The sequence below is a fragment of the Alkalibacter saccharofermentans DSM 14828 genome, assembly GCF_900128885.1.
Classification (GTDB): Bacteria; Bacillota; Clostridia; order Eubacteriales; family Alkalibacteraceae; genus Alkalibacter; species Alkalibacter saccharofermentans.
This window is the reverse complement of record NZ_FQTU01000002.1, coordinates 39,820-61,184: the sequence shown is the minus strand read 5'-3', so window position 1 is coordinate 61,184 and position 21,365 is coordinate 39,820. Positions and strand designations below refer to the sequence as shown.

24 protein-coding genes are annotated in these 21,365 nt (G+C 37.4%); 6 read left to right on the top strand and 18 right to left on the bottom strand.

All coding sequences use genetic code 11. The features are described 5' to 3' along the window. Positions 1 to 70: 70 nt before the first annotated feature. The 18 genes from BUB93_RS02070 to dnaA all read right to left on the bottom strand — a co-directional run bounded on the left by BUB93_RS02070 (position 71) and on the right by dnaA (position 17,423). Positions 71 to 826 (bottom strand): SDR family NAD(P)-dependent oxidoreductase, encoded by a 756-nt coding sequence (locus tag BUB93_RS02070; protein ID WP_242945277.1) that lies wholly within the window; start codon positions 824 to 826, stop codon positions 71 to 73. Positions 827 to 966: 140 nt separating this feature from the next. Then, a complete protein-coding gene (locus BUB93_RS02065; RefSeq protein WP_073269416.1) occupies positions 967 to 2,244 on the bottom strand; it encodes a PTS galactitol transporter subunit IIC in 1,278 nt (425 codons plus the stop codon). 65 nt (positions 2,245 to 2,309) lie between these two features. Beyond that, positions 2,310 to 2,600 carry a PTS sugar transporter subunit IIB gene (locus BUB93_RS02060; protein ID WP_073269415.1) on the bottom strand — a complete coding sequence of 97 codons (291 nt, stop codon included), beginning with the start codon at positions 2,598 to 2,600 and terminating at the stop codon, positions 2,310 to 2,312. Positions 2,601 to 2,807: 207 nt separating this feature from the next. After that, complete coding sequence (locus tag BUB93_RS02055; RefSeq protein WP_073269414.1) at positions 2,808 to 3,092, bottom strand: hypothetical protein; 285 nt, start codon at positions 3,090 to 3,092, stop codon at positions 2,808 to 2,810. A gap of 60 nt (positions 3,093 to 3,152) precedes the next feature. Further along, on the bottom strand, positions 3,153 to 4,193 hold the full coding sequence (locus BUB93_RS02050) for a zinc-dependent alcohol dehydrogenase (RefSeq protein ID WP_084116840.1): 1,041 nt from the start codon (positions 4,191 to 4,193) through the stop codon (positions 3,153 to 3,155). Between the two features lie 27 nt (positions 4,194 to 4,220). Further along, positions 4,221 to 4,883, bottom strand: a complete 663-nt coding sequence (gene rpe / locus BUB93_RS02045) for a ribulose-phosphate 3-epimerase (protein WP_073269413.1) — start codon at positions 4,881 to 4,883, stop codon at positions 4,221 to 4,223. A gap of 18 nt (positions 4,884 to 4,901) precedes the next feature. After that, on the bottom strand, positions 4,902 to 5,360 hold the full coding sequence (locus BUB93_RS02040) for an RpiB/LacA/LacB family sugar-phosphate isomerase (protein WP_073269412.1): 459 nt from the start codon (positions 5,358 to 5,360) through the stop codon (positions 4,902 to 4,904). Position 5,361: 1 nt separating this feature from the next. Continuing rightward, positions 5,362 to 6,420, bottom strand: coding sequence for a galactitol-1-phosphate 5-dehydrogenase (locus BUB93_RS02035; RefSeq protein WP_073269411.1), 1,059 nt, complete (start codon positions 6,418 to 6,420; stop codon positions 5,362 to 5,364). A 13-nt stretch (positions 6,421 to 6,433) separates the two neighbouring features. Continuing rightward, positions 6,434 to 7,081 carry a ribulose-phosphate 3-epimerase gene (rpe, locus tag BUB93_RS02030; RefSeq protein ID WP_073269410.1) on the bottom strand — a complete coding sequence of 216 codons (648 nt, stop codon included), beginning with the start codon at positions 7,079 to 7,081 and terminating at the stop codon, positions 6,434 to 6,436. A gap of 14 nt (positions 7,082 to 7,095) precedes the next feature. Beyond that, on the bottom strand, positions 7,096 to 7,716 hold the full coding sequence (locus tag BUB93_RS02025) for a KpsF/GutQ family sugar-phosphate isomerase (protein ID WP_084116838.1): 621 nt from the start codon (positions 7,714 to 7,716) through the stop codon (positions 7,096 to 7,098). Continuing rightward, entirely contained in the window at positions 7,703 to 8,143 is a 441-nt protein-coding gene (locus tag BUB93_RS02020; protein WP_073269409.1) for a hypothetical protein, read from the bottom strand. The genes BUB93_RS02025 and BUB93_RS02020 overlap by 14 nt, the downstream gene beginning before the upstream one ends. 18 nt (positions 8,144 to 8,161) lie before the next feature. Continuing rightward, on the bottom strand, positions 8,162 to 8,647 hold the full coding sequence (locus BUB93_RS02015) for a PTS sugar transporter subunit IIA (protein WP_073269408.1): 486 nt from the start codon (positions 8,645 to 8,647) through the stop codon (positions 8,162 to 8,164). Between the two features lie 337 nt (positions 8,648 to 8,984). Beyond that, the gene (gene gyrA / locus BUB93_RS02010; RefSeq protein WP_073269407.1) at positions 8,985 to 11,432 is read right to left on the bottom strand and encodes a DNA gyrase subunit A; all 2,448 of its coding nucleotides are present in this window, start codon (positions 11,430 to 11,432) and stop codon (positions 8,985 to 8,987) included. Between the two features lie 12 nt (positions 11,433 to 11,444). Further along, positions 11,445 to 13,352 (bottom strand): DNA topoisomerase (ATP-hydrolyzing) subunit B, encoded by a 1,908-nt coding sequence (gene gyrB / locus BUB93_RS02005; protein ID WP_073269406.1) that lies wholly within the window; start codon positions 13,350 to 13,352, stop codon positions 11,445 to 11,447. 42 nt (positions 13,353 to 13,394) lie between these two features. Continuing rightward, positions 13,395 to 14,504, bottom strand: a complete 1,110-nt coding sequence (recF, locus tag BUB93_RS02000; RefSeq protein WP_073269405.1) for a DNA replication/repair protein RecF — start codon at positions 14,502 to 14,504, stop codon at positions 13,395 to 13,397. Positions 14,505 to 14,506: 2 nt separating this feature from the next. Continuing rightward, on the bottom strand, positions 14,507 to 14,737 hold the full coding sequence (locus BUB93_RS01995) for an RNA-binding S4 domain-containing protein (RefSeq protein ID WP_073269404.1): 231 nt from the start codon (positions 14,735 to 14,737) through the stop codon (positions 14,507 to 14,509). Between the two features lie 35 nt (positions 14,738 to 14,772). Further along, a complete protein-coding gene (gene dnaN / locus BUB93_RS01990; RefSeq protein ID WP_073269403.1) occupies positions 14,773 to 15,876 on the bottom strand; it encodes a DNA polymerase III subunit beta in 1,104 nt (367 codons plus the stop codon). A gap of 188 nt (positions 15,877 to 16,064) precedes the next feature. Further along, positions 16,065 to 17,423 carry a chromosomal replication initiator protein DnaA gene (gene dnaA, locus BUB93_RS01985; RefSeq protein ID WP_073269402.1) on the bottom strand — a complete coding sequence of 453 codons (1,359 nt, stop codon included), beginning with the start codon at positions 17,421 to 17,423 and terminating at the stop codon, positions 16,065 to 16,067. 425 nt (positions 17,424 to 17,848) lie between these two features. On the opposite strand from dnaA, the gene rpmH reads away from it, so the two are divergent. The 6 genes from rpmH (at position 17,849) to mnmE (ending at position 21,360) form a co-directional block, all read left to right on the top strand. Further along, positions 17,849 to 17,983: a 50S ribosomal protein L34 gene (gene rpmH, locus BUB93_RS01980; RefSeq protein WP_073269401.1), complete on the top strand. Its 135-nt coding sequence runs from the start codon at positions 17,849 to 17,851 to the stop codon at positions 17,981 to 17,983. 112 nt (positions 17,984 to 18,095) lie between these two features. Further along, a complete protein-coding gene (gene rnpA, locus BUB93_RS01975; RefSeq protein ID WP_423230797.1) occupies positions 18,096 to 18,383 on the top strand; it encodes a ribonuclease P protein component in 288 nt (95 codons plus the stop codon). Beyond that, a complete protein-coding gene (gene yidD / locus BUB93_RS01970) occupies positions 18,380 to 18,589 on the top strand; it encodes a membrane protein insertion efficiency factor YidD (protein WP_073269399.1) in 210 nt (69 codons plus the stop codon). The genes rnpA and yidD overlap by 4 nt, the downstream gene beginning before the upstream one ends. A gap of 55 nt (positions 18,590 to 18,644) precedes the next feature. Further along, positions 18,645 to 19,319, top strand: a complete 675-nt coding sequence (locus tag BUB93_RS01965) for a YidC/Oxa1 family membrane protein insertase (protein ID WP_073269398.1) — start codon at positions 18,645 to 18,647, stop codon at positions 19,317 to 19,319. After that, positions 19,320 to 19,946, top strand: coding sequence for an RNA-binding cell elongation regulator Jag/EloR (jag, locus tag BUB93_RS01960; RefSeq protein WP_073269397.1), 627 nt, complete (start codon positions 19,320 to 19,322; stop codon positions 19,944 to 19,946). A gap of 31 nt (positions 19,947 to 19,977) precedes the next feature. Next, positions 19,978 to 21,360 (top strand): tRNA uridine-5-carboxymethylaminomethyl(34) synthesis GTPase MnmE, encoded by a 1,383-nt coding sequence (mnmE, locus tag BUB93_RS01955; RefSeq protein WP_073269396.1) that lies wholly within the window; start codon positions 19,978 to 19,980, stop codon positions 21,358 to 21,360. Positions 21,361 to 21,365 lie beyond the last annotated feature (5 nt).

The window sequence follows — 21,365 nt, the reverse complement described above, 5'->3', positions numbered from 1 at the left end:
GAACATAATAAAGTTCATATGCACACTATTATTATATATCATCTATTAGAAATGTCAATGGCGTATTTACCTACCTGATTGTTCTTCCACCGTCTACCAGAATCTTTTGACCTGTAATGTAGCCTGACATATCTGAAACAAGAAAAAGTACCGCTTTTGCTATGTCTTCAGGCTTCGCAAGACGTCTAAGTGGTATCCCGGATTCAACCTCTTTCTTTCTTTCAGGTGTAAAAAAATCTTTTAGCATCTCCGTTTCAGTGGGACCGGGAGCTACTATATTTACATTTATTCCATAAGGACCAAATTCTTGGGCTAAAGAATTCATCAAGAGCTCAACTCCGCTTTTAGAAGCGGAATATGCGGCAGTTCCTCCTCTTGGTTGTTCAACGGCTGAGCTTGAAATTCCTATAATCTTTCCAGATCCCCTTTTCATCATTTCTCGCACAGCTTCCATAGAGCAGTAAAATGTCCCTTTTAAATTTATATCTATCACTCTTGCGAAATCCTCATTTGTTATATCTAGTGCTGAAGGGGGCGCAAGTCCTATACCTGCATTGTTGATAAGTATGTCGATCTTTCCAAATTTTTCGACTGCAAGGTCCACTAGTGCCTTCGCTTCTTCTGGCACGGATACGTCACAGCAGCAAAGAACTGCTTTTGATCCTAATGCTTCTATATCTTTTTTCAAATCTTTTGCAGCATCTTCACTTGAGCAGTAGTTTATGACTATATCCGCTCCATTTTTCGCAAGCTCAATAGCTATTGCTTTCCCTATTCCTTTTGACGCTCCGGTTACGACTGCTGATTTGCCTTTTAACATATTCATCCTCCCATTTCTTTGAAATCATTTATGCACTATTATATTTTTTTAATTTGATATTAATAATTATACGCTTATAACCCACCATACAATAAAGGCCCCAATGAATTTCATTGGGGCTAAATGTGCAAAGAGTTAAATTATTATTACTTCACAAATTGTAGTGCTATGAAGAATGGTATCCAAGTATAAATTTGTGCTCCAATTGCCAAGCAAGTTACTTGAGAACCTTCCATCAAAAGCGTTGGGTCAACAACACCAAGAAGTTCTGTCATCATAGGCGCCGCATAGGAAGCCAAGTACAGGATTATGACACTGTTGATTGTACCCAATATAATTCCTCTAAACAAGTTTCCTCTGTTTGGAAGAACTGAGCAGATGTTGAAGAATGTAAGTACTGACAAGTCAGCAAGAGGAAGTACAGTAACACCTGGTAATACAAAAGCAAGTACCAAGGTGATTGGAATCATGATAAGGGCGATTGATACTACGAATGGATGTCCGATAGCAACCGCTGCGTCAAGACCAATGTAAACTTCTCTTCCTGGGAATCTTTTTTCCATAAACTGATGCGCGCCTTCTGAAATAACCATAAGTCCTTCCATCAAAAGAGCGATCATTCTTGGAAGAAGCACAAGTACTCCGGCAACTCCCATTGCAGTGTTAAGGATTACTCTGACTTCCATTCTGGCAGCTGCTGCCAAAACGGCACCGATGATAAGTCCCAACAACATTGGCTCTCCTAGAAGACCAAGTTTTTCCTGCATTTTTTCAGATGTCCAGCTAATCTTGTTGATGCCTGGAATTCTGTCCATTAACCAATCTAATGGATAAGCTATTAATGCAAATGCTACACCTTGTGTATGTGGAAGAGATATGCCTTCAAGGCCAAGTACTTCCGCACAGTCAGGTTGAATATAGTCGGCGATTTTAAATACAACAGCCATGTTGATTGCAGCTGAAGCCGCAGCCAAGATATAGCTTAGAGTTGATCTTTCGCCCATAAGTACGATTGCGCTACCAATGAATAGAGCATGCCAGTAGTTCCAAATGTCGATATCCATTGTTTTTGTCCATCCAAGAGCCAACATGATGATGTTGGTTGCAAGAATTGTTATAAATATGATTGGAACAACGTCGGTACCCCATGCTACTGCGGCACCTGCCGGCCAACCGATGTCAATAGCGTTGTTTCTAAGTCCGTATACGGTAACAAGCTCATTGATAACCGGTGTGATGGTGTTTACCATCAGGCCTATAACCAAGTTAAGTCCGATAAATGCAATACCAAAAGTGATTGCTGCCCTAAATACATCTGAAAATCTTTGACCTAAAGCGACACCTAAAATCATAAGTATGATAGGCATCATTACAGAGGCGCCCGCGCCAATGATCCACGTAAAAAATCCTAATACTAAATCCATTGAGTTATTCCCCCTCAATAATAAATTTATATTTCTCACTACACTTTTCGACTGACCTGCTAAAATCAGTCTTTTAACACTTCAACCAATTCATCGATTGTTTTTTGAAGGTTCACTCCAGTTAAGAATGATCTTCCGTTAACTACAGGAACGCCTGGATCCCCTGGAATCTGGCATGTACCAACAACAACATCCGGCTTCAAGGTTTTAGCTTTGGAAACTGCTTCACTAGCTTTGCATTGTACAGTCATACAATCGATTCCCTGCTCTTTGCACATTTTTTCGATTTTCTTTGCTACTACTGTAGATGTTGCGATAGCTGTTCCACAAGCAACCAAAATTTTCTTTTTAGCCATGAGTATTCACCTCCTCAATGAATGATTTTAGGTAAGACTAGTGAGTAATACACCATTTTACCTAATTTGCGCCCTTCTCTTTGTATCGATTACATTTGTTACATGAGTTATTGTCTCATATTACATATGTAATTTCAACTATTTTTTGATCTGTCCTTTGTATACATTGATTACTGAGCATATTCTCGTTTTTATCCCTGAAAACGTTTATCTCAAGGCAAAAACCAGGGCTACAAAAGCTAAAACCAATGCCATTATGTTTAATAAATACATCTTTTCCAATTTTTCTTCCAGTTTTTTAATCTTGAACAATAGATATTTTTCATTAAATGTGCCTGGTGATCCTGAAAATTTTTCATCTGTATTTTCATCTACAGATTTCAATGGATTCCCTATATCAAGAGCATTCTTCCCTAAAGGTGCAAATTTGGCTTTTTTTATGCTTTTTTTATAATTTTCAAATATCTGTTTTCTTTTTTCTGAGTCATTCATAATTTCTCCGATTTAATTGTCCGGCAGAACTGACTGCCGGACAACATATTGGTTTAAATTTTATTTTTCTAAATCAAATAGTACTTTGAATCCAGTTACGTTAGCAGCTTTCTCAAAAGCTTCCTCGTAGTCTTTAATAGCCATTACGTCTGATACCAAGGCTTTTACGTCTATCTTTCCTTCTGCGATCATGTTAGTTGCTTTAATCCAAGCAGTAGGCTTTTGGCTTAAAGATCCAACTATATTAAGCTCCTTGTGAAGAATCTTGGACCAATCTACCTCTCCATTGCCATGGTGGACTCCCATTTGACATATCGTTCCTCGCTTAGCCACGATATCTAGAGCTGCTCTCACAGCAGGATATGCGCCGGATGCTTCTACTACAAAGTCAGCCCCGTATCCTCCAGTAAGATCAAGAACGATTTGCTCCAAGTTTTCTTCTTGAAGATTTACAGTCTTTTCTACACCGAGTTTCTTGGCTATTTCCATCCTTGGGACATCCTGAGTAAGACCTGCAAGTATTACTTTAGATCCACAGGCTTGAGCAGCAAGGGATGCAAGGACGCCTATCGGACCAGGTCCCAAAACAACTGTAGTAGAATCTAATGTCACCGGCGTCTGCTCAGCCACTGCATGAATCCCACAGGCCAATACTTCAACCATAGCGCCTTCATCGTAGGTCATTTCATCGGGCATCTTTATAAGGCTTGTTTCAGGAACTACTATGTAATCTGCAAAGCCTCCGTTTTCCTTTGATCCGATCCCTCTTCTGTTTATGCAAAGATTTGTAGCTTCAATTTTACAGAACCTGCACTCTCCACAAACTTCATAAGTGGTCATTACGATTACTCTATCACCAGGTTTCACATTTTTACAGCCTTCCCCAAGCTTGTCAACGTCACCTGATGCCTCATGTCCCAAAATTACCGGCAACTGAAGCCTGTCGCTGCCGTGCTTCCAGTATCCGATGTCAGTAGCGCATATACCTGCTCTTTTGACCTTAACCCTTACAAATCCCTTTTGCGGTTCCGGAACTGGAAATTCTCTTATCTCCAATTTTTGTTCTTCATTCAAACAAAGACCTTTCATTGTTTCTGCCATTTTGTTAGCCCTCCTATATTTTAAATATTATTTAAAGCTATCTTTCATTTCCTGAACCAATGCTTTGTAGTCTGCATCATCACCTTTGAAAATTGATGATGTTCCTGCAACCAAAACGTTTGCTCCGCTCTTGACGCAATCGGGTATAGTCCCTGAATTTATGTTGCCATCAACAGAAATCAACAGCTCAGGATTGAATTGGTCCGCCATTTCCTTAATAGCAGCAATTTTTTCAAGCTGCGAATATATGAATTTTTGACCTGCAAACCCAGGATTTACAGTCATAACAGTGACCATTTCGATATCCTTGATTATGTATTTTAGCTCCTTGTGATGAGTAGCAGGATTAATGACAACTCCTGGTTTCATGCCATTTTCCCTTATGCTTTGAATGTCTCTATGAATATGCTTTACGGCTTCTAGATGTACGCTCAAATAATCTGCCCCGGCTTTTGCCATGGTAGGGTAATATTGCGAAGGTTCCCATACTGCCATATGAACATCAAATGGTATCTCTGTCGCTTTTTTCATGTCTTCCAAGAGATATATCCCCATCGCTATATTGGGAACGTAAGAGCCGTCCATCATGTCAAAATGTATCATGTCAACATTGGCCTCTTCAAGTCTTTTCAGCTCTTCTCCGTATTTCAGAGAATTGCCGCACATTATCGATGCTGAAATTTTAACCATTTTTTACCTCCGGCATATTTATTTAACCAAGTACTTAGACTCCATATCGTGGAGCTGTGCGATTCTTGGTATAAACCTTCCACCAGTGAATGGGGTCTCTATCCATTTTTTAGTAATTTCCATTATTATTCTCTCGCTTATTACCCTTGCTCCCATGCAAAGAACATTTAAATCCACATCAGATTTTGAATACTGTGCTGTGAACAAGTCATTTACGACTGAAGCTCTTATTCCCGGTATCTTATTTGCAGCTACAGACATGCCTACTCCAGTCCCGCACATAAGTATGCCGCCGTCTACTTCTTTGTTGGCAACTTTAAGAGCTACGCTTTCAGCTATTGGTACATATTCAACAGGATTTTCACCAGAATCAGGACCCACGTCCACGACCTCGATATCCCATGACTTTAATATTTCTATTAGGTTAATCTTTGCTTGAAAAGCTGCATGATCTGATCCTATGGCAATTTTTTTCATATCATTTTACCCCCTCAGGAAAAAACATTATCTTGCCGAACAGAGTATCTCTTTTGAATACTTTCTTAAATACTTCTTCAACTTCAGATAGGTCATATCTATGGGTTATAAGCGGGGTCAAGTCGATTTTGCCTTCCTTCATGAAATGCACGGTCGCATCCCACGCTTTTCCAGGGTAAGGGCCTGTAATTGAATTCCATGAGCCTACTACGAGTAGTTCGTTTCTCATGATGCTTTCAAAATTAAACCTGTCTATCGTAACATCTGCATAAGGAATGCCAAGATATACGACCTTTCCACCTTTTGCTGCGAGTCCTAAAACTTGAGCACAGGTGAAAGGCGTTCCTGCCGCTTCCATGACGATGTCAGTACCTCTTCCATCGGTGTGTCTTCTTACTGCTTCGTAGGCGTTTTCTTCTTTACCGTTAATTACGATATCCGCACCCATATCACGGGCCCAGTCTAGCTTTTCAGGCATTACATCTATGGCGATTATCTGTTTTGCTCCAAATACCTTTGCCCACTGTATGCACATAAGCCCTATTGGGCCACAACCCATAACTGTTACGGTATCTCCAACCTGCATATCACCTTGGTAAAAAGCATGTACTACCACAGCGCTTGGCTCAATCATTGCAGCTTGCTCGTAAGTTATTTCGTCAGGAATGTGGATGCAATTTTCAGCCGGCACGACTATATAGTCCGCAAATGATCCGTCAGCTACAGCACCTATTACCTCAAGACTGTTACATTTTGAATAGTCTGCAGACTTGCAGTACTCGCATTTCATGCATGGAAGTCCAGGACTTACAGAAACTCTGTCACCTTTTTTAAATCCAGTTACTTCGCTTCCCACTTCTTCGATTTGTCCTGAGAATTCATGGCCAAAAGTCAATCCTACTTCCTTTTTGGGACCGAATTTACCGTATCTCGACAAATCCGAACCGCAAATTCCGGTAGCTTTTACTTTTATTAGTATATCTTCTGAATTTTTTATTTCTGGTACAGGCACCTCTTCGAGTCTCAAATCTTGAATTGCATATAATTTAGCAGCCTTCATTTTTAACCCTCCGTTATTTTACACAATTTCTTAAATCAGAAATATTCTTTGCAATATCTCCTTTAAAAGTAAAGGAGCCTGCAACAAGGACGTTTGCACCTGCTTCAACTACTTTAGGCGCTGTCTCCAAGTTAATTCCACCATCTACCTGTATGTCTATATCGTAACCTTTTACCATTTCTGCAATATCTTTTATTTTTCCAATGCTGTTTGGTATAAAGCTCTGTCCACCGTATCCTGGATTGACTGTCATCAAAAGTATCATGTCTGTCTCATCAAGAACGTACTTAAGGGTATCTACGGGAGTAGCCGGAGTAAGAACCACACCTGCTTTGATTCCGAAAGATTTTATAAGCTTTAAGCTTCTATGAAGATGTGTTGTAGCTTCTTGATGAACCATGATTATATCTGCTCCTGCATCGGCAAATCTCGGTATAAGCCTGTCAGGTTCTTGAACCATTAGGTGAACATCAAAGGGAAGCTTCGTCTTGCTTCTTAGCATCTTTATTTGGTCAGGTCCAAATGCAATGTTTGGAACGAAGTTTCCATCCATTACATCAATATGAAGCATTTCAACATTACACTCTTCAACTGCTTTTATTTGACTTTCCAAGTTGCCAAGATCTGCGCCGAAAAGTGATGGGGCTATTTTTACACTCATTTAACAAACCTCCGTTATTTTTTTAGTTCGTCTTTCAAAGCCTGTCCCCACGCTCCTCCTTGATGAAGAAAGTAGGTTTTTTCTCTAGTAGTGCCTTTTAGTTCCATAGCCACCAAAGCAAGGGCATCGCCCATGGCCAACGTAGCAGTTGTGCTGGATGAAGCATTTATCCCAAGATAACATGCTTCCCTGTCGACCTTGATGTCGATTGCTGTTTCGCTTTGTTTTGCCAGAGTAGAGTTCAAGTTGCCAGTAAGAGCTATTATCTTGCAGCCAAGCTGTTTACAGGACGGAACTACAAGCTTTGTCAAAACGCCGGTTTCTCCGCTGTTTGATATAGCTATTATCAAATCTTCCTCACGTACAACCCCTAAGTCTCCATTCTCACACTCATAAGCATTGAGAAAAAAAGAAGGAATATCACAGCAACTCATTGTAGCGGCAATTTTCCGGCCTATAAGACCAGATTTGCCCGTACCCGTGAGTATGATCTTCCCCTTGCATTCAAGAATCATACTCACAGCCTTTACAAATGAATCGTCAACATTCCCCTTAATCTTTTGCAGAGCTTCGATTTCAATGCTAATGATGTTTTTCCCCTTTTCAATAATGTCTTTAGCATTATTGTACATCATTAGCGATCACTCCATTGTTTGTTAGAATTTCTGTTGCTTTATCTTGATTAATGCTATATCTTTCTTCCAATATTTCCAATGACGGTCTCTCTATCCAGTAGTCTCTTTTAGATTTTACATAGATGTATGAAGGAAATCTGGAAATTTCATCTTTCCAATCATTGTATATCAACCTTACAACCTTTTCATTTGTCAACTTTGAATTCCCAGCTGCAAATTCTCCGTATTTTTCCATAACAAATGATTCAAATCTCTCTGGTATGAATTTTTGACCTCCATACCTTCCTACAAAAATAATTGCAGCATAAACAAAAATTATTAATCCTAATGTAGAATAATTTCTAGCTACAAAATTTACTGCAAATTGAAGATATTGTCCAAAAGTCAATTCTTGCCACATTCCATAAAAAAAACCGCTGGTTTCCAAAATAGTTAACCTCCGTTTTTACTCTTCTATCTCCATATTTTCAAGCTCTTCCATTACTAGGTCATAAATCGCGCCGGTGTCCTTCTCAGTTGCTAGTTTTTCTAAAATATCCGGTTTTTGAACCATTCCTATTACCGCCTGAAGCATCGCTAGTTGAGAATGAGGTTCTTTGAGCGCAAGCATAAACATGATTTTTACATCTACTTCCTCATCCATGCCTCCCATAACCTTAAACGGAACTGGATCTTCCAGTATTCCGATGCAAATGGTTTGCTCGACTACATGCTCCACATCTGTATGGGGCACCGCTACGCCAAAACCTTCTGTGGGAAGACCTGTTGCAAATACCTTCTCTCTTTCTTGAATAGCGCTGATAAAGCTCTCCTTAACTAGTCCCTTTTCGAAAAGATGTTTTGCAGCTGTTTCAATAGCCTCTAAATCACTTGCGGCTTTGATTCCTGTCAAAATCAATTCATTCGAAAAAGTTAAACCTAAATCTGCCATAACCTTTCTCCTTTCCATTGCTGTGAAACTATTTTCCATAAATCATTCTATCACTAATACTGTTTAAAATCAATCTTAAAGATGAAGTATATGAACATGTGTATAGGTCTTGAAATTTTGTAATTTAAAATAATGAAATAGCTGAAACCCTTGTATTCTGTATGTTTACATACAGAATACAAGATACCTATATCTCGCATCTCAATACCATTTAATGTAACTAAAGTGCTTATTTATATGTTTGTGGCTTTAAACTCTATTGTCCTATGATGACCCTTGAGAAAAGGATTCTCTCCAATCAAAAAAATCACACTAAGTGTGATTTTTTTGATTGATTCTAAATTTCAATTTCTTCAATTTCTTCTTCGCTTATAACTTCAGCAATCGTCACGATTTTTTCAGATTTATCTAGCTTCATCAGCCTTACCCCTTGAGTACTCCTACCCATAATGGATATTCCTCCTACTTCAAGTCTTATTACGATTCCCTGGTTATTTATCATCATTACTTCCTCATCTTTTCTGCACACCTTGATTCCAACCAGATCGCCTGTCTTAGAGGTTATCTTGTAAGTCTGAATTCCTTTTCCGCCTCGATTTTGTATTCTATATTCATCAGCTTTGGTTACTTTTCCGTACCCATTTTCAGACACGGTAAGGACGAACATTTCATCGTTTATCAGGTCCATTCCTATTACTTCATCATCATCTCTTAAGAATATTCCTCTTACTCCAATAGCTGTTCTTCCTACTGCCCTCACATCATTTTCAGAAAATCTTATGGCATAGCCTTTTTTGGTACCCATTATCATTTCTTTCGATCCATCGGTCAGTTCAACAGCAATAAGCTCATCGTCCTCATTAAGATTTATGGCCAATAACCCAGACTTTCTTGAACTGTCGTATTCTTTTAAGTCTGTCTTCTTTATTATTCCCTTGCGGGTTGCCATGGTTAGGTACCAATTTTCACTAAATTCCCTAATAGGTATTACCGTAGTTACCTTTTCATCATCTTCTAGCTGGAGTATATTTACTATGGCTGTTCCCCTAGCTGTTCTAGAGGCATCCGGTATCTCATAAGCCTTAAGTCTATATACCTTGCCTCTGTTTGTAAAGAACAGAATGTAGTGGTGAGTAGTAGTAGTGAATAAATGTTCAACAAAATCGTTGTCCCTTGTTGATAGAGCTGTTATCCCTTTTCCGCCTCTTTTCTGAGCAGTGTAAGTGTCTGCTGAAATTCTCTTGACGTAACCTACATGTGTCATGGTTATAACAAGGTCTTCTTCTTCTATGAGGTCTTCCATGCTTATATCGTCATAATCCACCTCGAAAGCCGTTCTTCTATCATCTCCGAATTTTTCTTTTATTTCCAACATCTCTTCTTTTATTACATTAAGGATCAATTCTTCACTTGATAAGATTCTCTTGAACTCTGCGATCTTTATCATTAGCTCATCGTATTCTGTCTCTATCTTTTCCCTTTCCAGTCCTGTAAGCCTCTGGAGACGCATGTCCAAAATCGCTTGAGCCTGCTTTTCAGATAGGGCAAACTCCTCGATTAAAGAAATCTTTGCTTCTTCACCATTTTTTGAGCCTCTAATTATCTGAATTACTCTATCTATATTGTCTAGAGCAATTATAAGACCCTCTAGAATATGAGCCCTATCTTCCGCTTTTTTAAGGTCAAATTGGGTTCTTCTAATTATTATCTCTTTTTGATGTTCAACATATTTGGTCAAAATTTCTTTTAAATTCATTATTTTAGGCTGATTTTTATCCAATGCAAGCAATATGACTCCGAATGTCTCTTGCAATTGGGTATGTTTATACAGTTGATTTAAAATTATTTCAGAATTTACATCTCTTTTTAAATCTATGGCAACTCTAATGCCGTTTCTGTCGGACTCATCTCTTATATCAGAAATTCCTTCGACTTTTTTATCTTTTACAAGGTCAGCAATTTTTTCAACAAGCTTGGACTTGTTCACCATGTATGGTATTTCTGTAATAACTATTCTTTGCTTTGAGCTGGATATTTCTTCAGTATGTACCTTGGCTCTAACTTTTATTCTTCCTCTACCAGTCTCATAGGCAGATCTTATCCCTTCTTTTCCGAGTATTATTCCGCCTGTTGGAAAATCAGGGCCCTTAAGAAGCTTCATAAGCTCTTCAATATGACACTCTGGATTGTCTATTTGATGCACTGTTGCATCTATGACTTCATTAAGGTTATGGGGTGGAATGTTCGTAGCCATCCCTACAGCGATCCCTGAAGATCCGTTAACCAAAAGATTGGGATACCTAGAAGGCATAACTACCGGTTCCTTTTGGGTTTCGTCAAAGTTTAAAGTAAAATCTACGGTATCTTTATTTATATCCCTCAAAAGCTCAGTTGATATTTTGCTCATCTTCGCTTCGGTATATCTCATTGCCGCAGCGCTGTCTCCATCTATGGATCCAAAGTTTCCGTGCCCGAAAACCAAGGGATATCTCGTTGAAAATTCCTGTGCCATTCTAACCATTGCATCATATACAGCAGTATCTCCGTGTGGGTGATACTTACCCAGTACGTCACCGACGATTCTGGCACTTTTTCTAAATGGTTTCTCAGGAGTCATTCCAAGTTCATTCATTGCAAATAAAATCCTTCTGTGAACAGGCTTCAATCCATCTCTGACATCTGGAAGGGCCCTTCCTACGATGACGCTCATAGCATAGTCGATATAGGATTTTTTCATTTCATCTTCAATATTTATCGGTAAAACTTTGTTGTATTCATCACTCAACTATATACCCTCCTATATGTCAAGGTTCTTAACCTTTTTCGCATTTCGTTCGATAAATTCTTTTCTGGGTTGAACCTTGTCTCCCATCAAAATAGTAAATATTTCATCTGCTTGAATGGCATCATCAACTGAAACCTGTAAAAGCGTTCGTGTTTCAGGATCCATGGTTGTTTCCCAAAGCTGCTCGGGATTCATCTCACCAAGGCCTTTGTATCTTTGCAAACCGATATTGTTCTCTCTTCCCATTTCGTCCATTAACTTATTCATTTCCTTATCAGAATAAGCATACTCAATCCGTTTTCCCTTTTGTAGCTTGTAAAGAGGTGGCTGGGCGATATAAATAAAACCTTCGTCTATCAATCCCCTCATGTAACGGTAGAAAAACGTAAGGAGCAATGTTCTTATATGTGCTCCATCAACGTCAGCATCGGTCATTATTATAATTTTATGGTATCTCGCAGAAGATCTGTCAAAATCATCTCCTATACCGCTGCCAAATGCTGTTATCATCGATCTAATGGTCTCGGTATTCAATATTCTGTCAAGTCTAGCTTTTTCTACATTAAGTATCTTACCTCTAAGAGGCAGGATAGCTTGAGTTTTAGGATCTCTTCCCTGTTTAGCGGAACCTCCCGCTGAATCTCCCTCAACTATGTATATTTCCGACAATGCAGGATCTTTCTCTCTACAGTCAGCCAGCTTTCCCGGCAGCGCAGTATTGTCTAAAACGCTTTTTCTTCTAGTAAGCTCCCTCGCTTTGCGAGCAGCTTGCCTTGCTCTTGCCGCTGTCAGTGCTTTTTCTATTACTATTTTTGAGACACTGGGGTTTTCTTCAAGGAATGCATAGAAGTTGTCGTTGACTATGCTCTCCACTATTCCCTTAACCTCAGTGTTTCCAAGTTTTGTCTTTGTTTGGCCTTCAAACTGTGGATCAGTTATCTTAACGCTTATAATTGCAGTGAGGCCTTCTCTCACATCTTCACCTGAAAGATTTTTGTCACTCGCCTTTAAATAATTGTATTTTTTAGCGTATGCATTTATCGTTCTTGTCAATGCGGACTTGAATCCATTAAGATGCGTTCCGCCTTCAGTAGTATTTATATTATTTGCAAAAGCGTAAATATTCTCATTGTAATTATCAGTGTACTGCATTGCTATATCTACGATTATCTCGTCTTTAATTTTTTCAAATCCTATAACATTATCATGAAGAGGATCCTTGTTTTTATTTAAATAAGCAACAAAAGATACTATTCCTCCATCATAGCAGTACTTTTCAGTTCTTTTTTCTTCTCTTTCGTCTTTTAGGACTATAGATATCCCCTTATTAAGAAAGGCTAGCTCACGCAATCTGTGTTCCAAAATATCAAAATCATACTCAAGTTCTTCAAATATCTCATGGTCAGGTTTAAAAGTTATAGTGGTTCCTGACCTGTTAGTATCTCCCACAATTTTCAGATCGGACAGAGGCTTTCCTCTTTGATAGCTCTGCTCATAAACATGGCCGTTTTGCTTAACTTCAACTTTAAGGCTTTCTGAAAGTGCATTCACTACCGATACGCCGACTCCATGCAGACCACCTGAAACCTTATATCCTCCTCCACCAAATTTCCCCCCGGCATGAAGCATGGTAAGAGCCACTTCAACTGCGGATTTTTTAAGCTTGGGATGGATTCCTGTGGGTATTCCTCTTCCGTTATCAATTACTGTTATGGAGTTGTCCTTGTTTATCGTAACCTTTATGTTATCGCAATGTCCCTGCAAAGCTTCATCTATGCTATTGTCGACTATTTCGTATACGAGATGGTGAAGCCCTCTGCTGCCGGTGCTTCCGATGTACATTCCCGGTCTTTTTCTAACCGCTTCCAGACCCTCTAAAACCTGGATCTGTTCTGCGCCGTATTTATTGCTTTGTGACATTCCACTGTCCTCCAGTCTTTAATTTTTCTCAAATATTAGAACCTATATCAAATTTCCGCCCTTAATATTATATATTTTTTTCGTTTCGGATTGAAGTTCATTCATAAAATTTATTTCAGTTGATGTTATAACGATTTGGTGGCGACTGAAGCTTTCGAGAAGCTTTTTTTGCCTTTTGATGTCAAGCTCGCTCATAACATCATCTAGGAGCACTATTGCATCTTCTTCTGTCTCTTCTTTGATAATCTGAGTTTGGGAAAGTTTCAAGGAAAGGGCGCATGTTCTTTTTTGGCCTTGAGAGCCAAATGTTTTTGCGTCCAAATCATTGATATTAATTTTGATATCATCGAGATGAGGTCCTATGGAAGTGTAACCTTTTTTTAAATCGTTGTCAAAGTTTTCTTCTAGTTTATCTTTGAATATAACCGACAGTCTCTCTATATCTGAGTTGTTTTTTATAAGATTTGAAAAGTAATAAAGTTTTAACTCTTCCAATTTATCTGAGAGGTTAAAATGTATCTCCTTGGCTATCCTATTTAGCTTTTGTAAAAACACGATTCTATTTATAATTAGTTTTTTTCCGTATTCAACAAGCTGTTCATCCCAAATATATAAAGTGCTCTTAAGTGAAGGGTCTCTTTGCATATTTTTTAAAAGTTCATTTCTCTGTTTAAGTATTTTATTGTAATCTTTTAGTATGCTTCCGTGAACAGGTTTTATGTTTAAAAGCTCATTATCTATAAACCTTCTTCTCTTATCAGGACCGTCGTTGACGATATTAAGATCTTCCGGTGTAAAATCAACTATTAAAAATCTTGAGGGAAGATCATTTTTAGACTTTAATTTTTTATTGTTCACATTAACAATGGTCTTTTCGGATGATTCTGAATTATCTATGATTATCCTGACGGAATCATTTAAATTTTTTCTTTCAAAAAAACCTTCTACAATCCCTTTTTCACACTCCATAGAAACTAGGTCCCTATTAGGGTTTCGAAATGACTTCCCTCGGCTTAAAAAGTATATTGCTTCTAAAAGGTTTGTTTTGCCCTGTCCATTATCTCCAACTATTATATTCATTTTTTTATCAAGGATAATATCCAATGAAGAATAATTTCTGAAATTTAAAAGCTTGAGTCTTTCAAGATGCATTTTTATTCCTCATCTTTAATTACTTTGAATTTTTCTTCGTAATCAGCAATTTCGATTGTGTCATCAGGGTATATTTTTTTTCCTCTTTGGATGCATATTTCCCCATTAACTGAAACAATGCCATCCAATATCATCATCTTAGCGTAAGAACCACTTTCTGCGATTCCTGCAAATTTTAAAAATTGGTCTAATTTTATAAATTCCGTCTTTATACCAACGCTTGTTGCATTCATGTTACACCTTCCTCTGTTATAATATTTAAATATATTTAATGTTCGATGTATCTAACCGGCAATATAAGATATGTGAAGTAATCTCCATCAACGGGCTTTATAACACAAGGGCTAACAGAAGTCGTAAATTCAAGGTTTATCTCTTCTTCGCTTACCGCTTTCAGCGCATCGATAAAATAATTGCAGTTAAAGGCTATCTTCAAAGGATCCCCAGTCATATCAACATCTATGCTCTCATGAAGATTTCCCAAATCGGAATTTGATAATATCTCCAGCACGCTGTCTGAAAAATTCATTTTAATTAAATTATTTTTTCCATCTCTCACCATAAGAGCCGCTCTTTCGCAACTTGACAGTAGCTCCTGAGTATTTACCTTAATCTTTGTAGTGCTGTTAGAAGGTATTATTTGTTTATAATTGATATATTCTCCTTGCAGAAGATTTGAAACCATGCTAGTTTCTCCTATGGTGAAAAGAACTTGGTTTTTGGTAGCAGACAGGTAAACATCTTCTTCTTTCATGGATAAAAGTCTGTATATTTCCATCATAGTTCTTTCAGGTATAACTTCTTTTATTTCTATGTCTGGTTCTGTCTTTGCCTTTCTTAAAGCAAGCCTGTAACCGTCCAGAGCTACTATTTTAAATTCTCCATCTGAAATTTCCAACAGCTCTCCAGTCAATATAGGTATATTGTCGCTTTTGGCTACTGAAAAAATTGTTTCTTTAATTAGGCTTCTAAAAAGTTCCTTTGGGATAAGTGCATTTTTTTCACCTACGACTTCAGGCATCTTTGGAAAATCTTCTCCTGCTTCCCCTTGTATGTTAAATTCAGAGTTTTTACAAGAAATCAAAGTTTTATTATTTTCCTTAAGCTCTATTTTGACTTCATCATCAGGTAATTTTCTAGAAAGCTCTGAGATAAGTTTTGCCGATAATACAACTTTTCCTTCTCTATAGACATTTCCTGAGAGCTTTGTCCTGATTCCAATTTCCATATCTGTACCCATTAAGTATATGTCGTTGTCGATAGCCTCAAATAAAATGCCCTCGAGTATTGGAAGCGTAGTTTTAGTAGAAACGGCTTTTTGTACTGTATTTACTGCATTTACAAGTGAAATCTTGGTAGTTGTGAACTGCATGAAATCATCCCCTTTTTATATATATCTATAAATTAAGATAGTAATAGTAGTAGTAGGTGCTGTGGATTTGTGGATAATGGAGCTTATATGGTGCAGGTTATGAATAGTTGAGGTTGATAAAGTGTTGATAAAGCTGGTTGTAAGTCACCTCAAACAGACAACTTATCCACAGGGCTTAATATTTAGATTCAGTTATTGCCTTTTATATCTTTCATTATTCGATTGATAAGATTTTTAAAATCGAAATTCTCACTCATCTCATTTGCAATCTTATCGATTGCGTGAATAACCGTTGAATGGTCCCTTCCACCAAATTCTTCTCCGATTTTAGGAAGAGAAAGACCTGTCATCTCCCTGGAAAGATACATGGCAACCTGTCTAGGATATGCAATTGATTTTGTTCTTTTTTTAAGATTAAAGTCTTCAACTTCGATATTGAAGTATTTGGCTGTGACTTCCTTAATAAGATCCACTGTTATAATTTCAGGAGTTCTGGCGGATAGTATGTCCTTTAAAGCTTCAGCTGCAAGCTCAACGCTTATATTCTGGCTTGTAAGCCTCGAAAAAGCATTAACTCTTATTAGAGCGCCTTCAAGTTCTCTGATATTTGAATGAATTTTATTTGCGATGAAAACCAGTACGTCATTTCCGATATTTATTTTTTCGGTATTTGCCTTTTTCTTTAATATTGCTATCCTGGTTTCTAAATCCGGAGCTTGGATGTCTGTTATTAGGCCCCATTCAAACCTAGATCTGAGCCTTTCCTCAAGAGTAGGAATCTCTTTGGGAGGGCGGTCGCTTGATATTACTATTTGCTTGTTAGCTTCATGTAGAGCGTTAAAGGTATGGAAAAATTCCTCCTGTGTACCTTCTTTTCCTGCTATGAACTGGATGTCATCTATTAGCAAAACATCAACATTTCTATACTTGTTTCTGAATGAAACGTTGTTCTTGTTTTGAATAGAATCTATAAAGTCATTTGTGAATTTTTCACAAGATACGTAAACTACCTTTTTATTGGACCACTGTTCAAGAGCGTAGTGACCAATGGCATGCATTAAGTGGGTTTTGCCTAGCCCCACGCCTCCATATATAAAAAGTGGATTATATCTTTGGGCCGGAGCCTCTGCCACTGCTACGGAAGCAGCGTGGGCAAAGCGATTGCTTTCACCTATAACGAAGGTATCAAAAGTATACTTGGGATTAAGGTTGCTGCTGTCGATGAAATTATAGTTGTTGTTCATATTGTTTGACTGGCCTCCATTATAAGAGGAAGTCCCTGTGTTTTGTCCACTGGCTGAGGGAATAACAAATTCTACAGCTACATTCTTTCCTGTAACATGTTTAAGGGAGTTTCCTATAAGAACTGCGTATCTGGCCTCAAGGATTCCTTTTGTAAAATCATTTTCCACACCTAAAACAATGGTATTTTCATTGTATGAAAGAGGTTCTATTCTTTTTAACCAGGTTTCGAAGCTTACCTGAGTCAATTCCTCCTCGATTATTTCCAAAGTTTTGTTCCACAAATGTTGCAGATTGTTATCCATTAATACTCCTCCTGTAGAAAACGATAATTGTTGATAGTTTGTAGACAATCCATCTAAACGAATATCAACATCTGAGTTGTAAACAGATGTTGATAAGTAGTTATGAACAAGATTTTATGTTATTAATTAATGTTTCCGATGTTTTTACAAACAAAATAGTATGACATATCCACAAATTATCAATATATTGTGGATATGTCGATAAAACTATAATAAGTTATCAACACCTGTTTATATAATAGCAGAAAGGCCCAGGATTTATCAACAGTTATCTATGAAGTGGGTAAAAAATAATATATCAGCCTGTTAATAAACTCTTATTATTCTTGACATGCCTTGTTTTTGCATATATAATTTTATGGTAAATCCATTATGGGCAAAGTGATATATTTTATATAATAATTAGGTGCAGGGAGGTGTAAGTAATGAAAATGACTTATCAGCCTAAAGTAAGACAAAGATCAAAAGTGCATGGTTTTAGACAAAGAATGAAGAGTGCTTCCGGAAGAAAAGTTCTTAGCAATAGAAGAAGAAAAGGAAGAAAGCGTTTATCAGCTTAAGGCCGCGTAAGTGTGGCCTTTTTCTAAATACGTCCAGAAAGCCGGTATTAGCATGAAAATCAATTCTTTTACAAATCAGCGATTCAGAATCATATACTCAAAAGGAAGGTCTATGGCTAACAGGCTTTTGGTAATGTATTATTTGGAAAACGGTAAGGACGAAACAAGATTAGGGATAACAGTAAGCAAAAAAGTTGGAAACAGTGTAACGAGAAATAGAGTAAAGCGTCTTATAAAAGAATCTTACAGGAATAGTTCTTTTAATAGTGTCAAAGGATATGATATAATTTTTATTGCGAGAAAAGGTTGTGAAGACAGGGATTATAAAGAAATAAGCTCTGCAGTGAACCATTTATTGAAGAAATATAATCGAATCCTTGAAAATGAGCAGATGATATGAAAAAATTAATGTTACTGATGATTAAGTTTTATCAAAAGGCTATATCGCCTCTGTTGCCAAAGACATGTAGGTTTCATCCCACATGTTCTGATTACTGTATTCAGGCGATAGAAAAATATGGGCCATTAAAAGGCTTTGTCATTTGTGCAAAAAGAGTAGGGAAATGTCATCCTTTTCATCCGGGAGGATTTGATCCTTTGAAATGAGAGAAAAGGTTTGTGGTGATAGAAAAATATTAGTTAAATCCCGGGAGGAAAATAAATGTCTTTTTTATATGGATTGTTCGGTAGCGTACTACATTTAATCTATACTTTTGTACAAGATTATGGTATATCAATAGTCGTATTTGCAGTTTTTGCGAAGCTGTTGATGCTTCCAATTACTCTAAAGCAAAATAAATCTATGCAGCAAATGAACAAGCTGCAGCCGGAAATACAAGCTCTTCAGAAAAAACATGGAAACAACAAAGCAAAGCTTAATGAAGAAATGATGAAGATTTATCAAAAGCACAATTACAACCCTATGGGGGGTTGTTTGCCGATGCTTATTCAATTTCCTATAATAATAGGTCTTTTTGGTGTAATGAGAGAGCCTGTGCCTTATGTTTTCAGTGCGGAGGTTTTTGCTACGATAGACAAGTCTTTTTTATGGCTAGCAGACTTGAGCGCTTACGATCCATTAAGAGTAATACCAATAGTAGCGGCTGCAACTACTTATTTAAGCATGTCAAATCTGGCTCAGCCTCAAGCTGGAGGAAACAATCAGGCTCAAGCGATGACTCAGTCAATGAAGATAATATCTCCTCTTATGATAGGTTTCGTATCATGGGGACTTCCATCAGGACTGGGACTTTACTGGATTATAAATAATTTACTGACATACGTACAACAGCTTATAATGCAAAAGGGTAAAGCTCCAAAAGAGGGGGAGAAGTAAATGAAAACGGTGGTTGCCAAAGGCAAGTCAATAGAAGAAGCAATAAATAATGCGCTAACAGAACTAAACGCCACCAGAGAGCAGGTAGAAACAAAGGTACTTGAGCTGCCTTCAAATGGAATAATGGGAATTTTTGGAGTTAAAAGTGCCAAGGTCGAAGTTACCATGAAAGATGATTTCATTGAAAAAGCCAAGTTGTTTTTGGAGCAAATTTTTGAAAAATTCGGGATTGAGGCAACATGCAGAATTGAACTTAATCAACGAAACTTAAACATCACCCTTGAGGGCGAAGATATGGGTATTTTAATAGGAAGAAGGGGCCAAACACTGGATTCTATTCAGTACCTTACTAGCTTAGTTGTAAATAAAAGCTCCGATGAGTATATAAGAGTAGTAATAGATACTGAAAACTACAGAGAAAAAAGAGAAGATACTTTAAAAGATTTAGCTTTTAAATTAGCAAAAAAAGTTGAAAAAAACAACTCAAAAGTAGTTTTAGAGCCTATGAATCCATATGAAAGAAGAATCATACATTCAACTCTTCAGAATCATGAAGTAGTTTATACGTATAGTGAAGGTGAGGAACCTTTTAGAAAAGTAGTTATCGATTTAAAGAAGACCAGCTAAAAGGCTGGTCTTTAATATTAGGAGTGAAAAGATGAATTATTTGGAAGATACCGTGGCCGCAATATCCACGCCGGTAGGCTTTTCAGGCATTGGAATGGTTAGAATGACCGGGGATAAATCTGTGGAAGTAATTAAGAAAATATTTGTGACAAAGTCAACAACTGATTTTGACGATTATAAAAACAGGAGCATAATTTACGGTCATATTGTAGACGAAAAAGGACAGATAGTAGACGAAGTTTTAGTATCAAAAATGCTCGGACCAAATACTTATACCAGGGAAGATGTAATAGAGATAAGCTGCCATGGAGGAATAATCCCTGTAAGAAAGATTTTAGAACTGACTTTGGCAAACGGAGCTAGAATGGCAGAACCTGGAGAGTTTACCAAAAGGGCTTTTTTAAATGGTAGGATAGATCTTACACAAGCCGAAGCGGTAATAGACGTAATAAACTCCAAGACCGATAGAAGCCTTCAAATGTCGGTTAAGCAGCTGGAAGGAAGACTATCTAAGAAGGTTAAAGAAATTAGAAATGATTTAATTGAGATACTGGCACATATTGAAGCCAGCATAGACTATCCTGAATATGATATCGAAGAGATGTCATTTCAGTTGATAAGCCAAAAATCAAATGATATCAAATTTAAGATAGACAAGTTGATACAAACCTCAAAGAACGGAAGAATAATAAGAGAAGGTATAAAGACAGCCATAATTGGAAAGCCAAATGTAGGCAAATCGTCACTTTTAAACGCTCTTCTAGGTGAGGAAAGAGCGATAGTAACTGAATTTGAAGGAACAACAAGAGATACAATAGAGGAATACATAAATATTAAGGGGATACCTTTAAAGATAATCGATACTGCAGGAATAAGAGAAACTGAAAATTTAATTGAAAAGCTGGGCATAAATAAAACAAAAGAGATATTATCTGAAAGTGACTTCGTGCTTCTTTTACTGGATGGTGAAAGGGGAATTGATGAAGAGGATATGGCTCTGTTACAATTGGTTAAGGATAAAAAAGGTTTGGTGGCTATAAACAAAATAGACAGGAAATTAAAAGTAAACAAAGAAGATGTAAGAGATAAATCACATATGGAAGTTGTTGAAATTTCAATTCTCAAAGAGTTGGGAATTGAGGAACTGAAAAACAAGATTTATGATGAGGTAAGCAATGCCGGCATGGATTCGGATGCATATGAAATGGTATCGAACATTAGGCATATAAACTTGCTTCAGGATTCTTCTCAGTCTTTAAATGACTGTCTTGAGGGACTCGATTCAGGCCTGCCTATAGAGATGATATCTGTAGATGTAAAGAATGCATGGGACAAGCTGGGGAAGATGATAGGCGAAACAGTTACAGAAGACATAGTAGATGAAATTTTCAGTAAATTTTGCATAGGAAAGTAGGTATA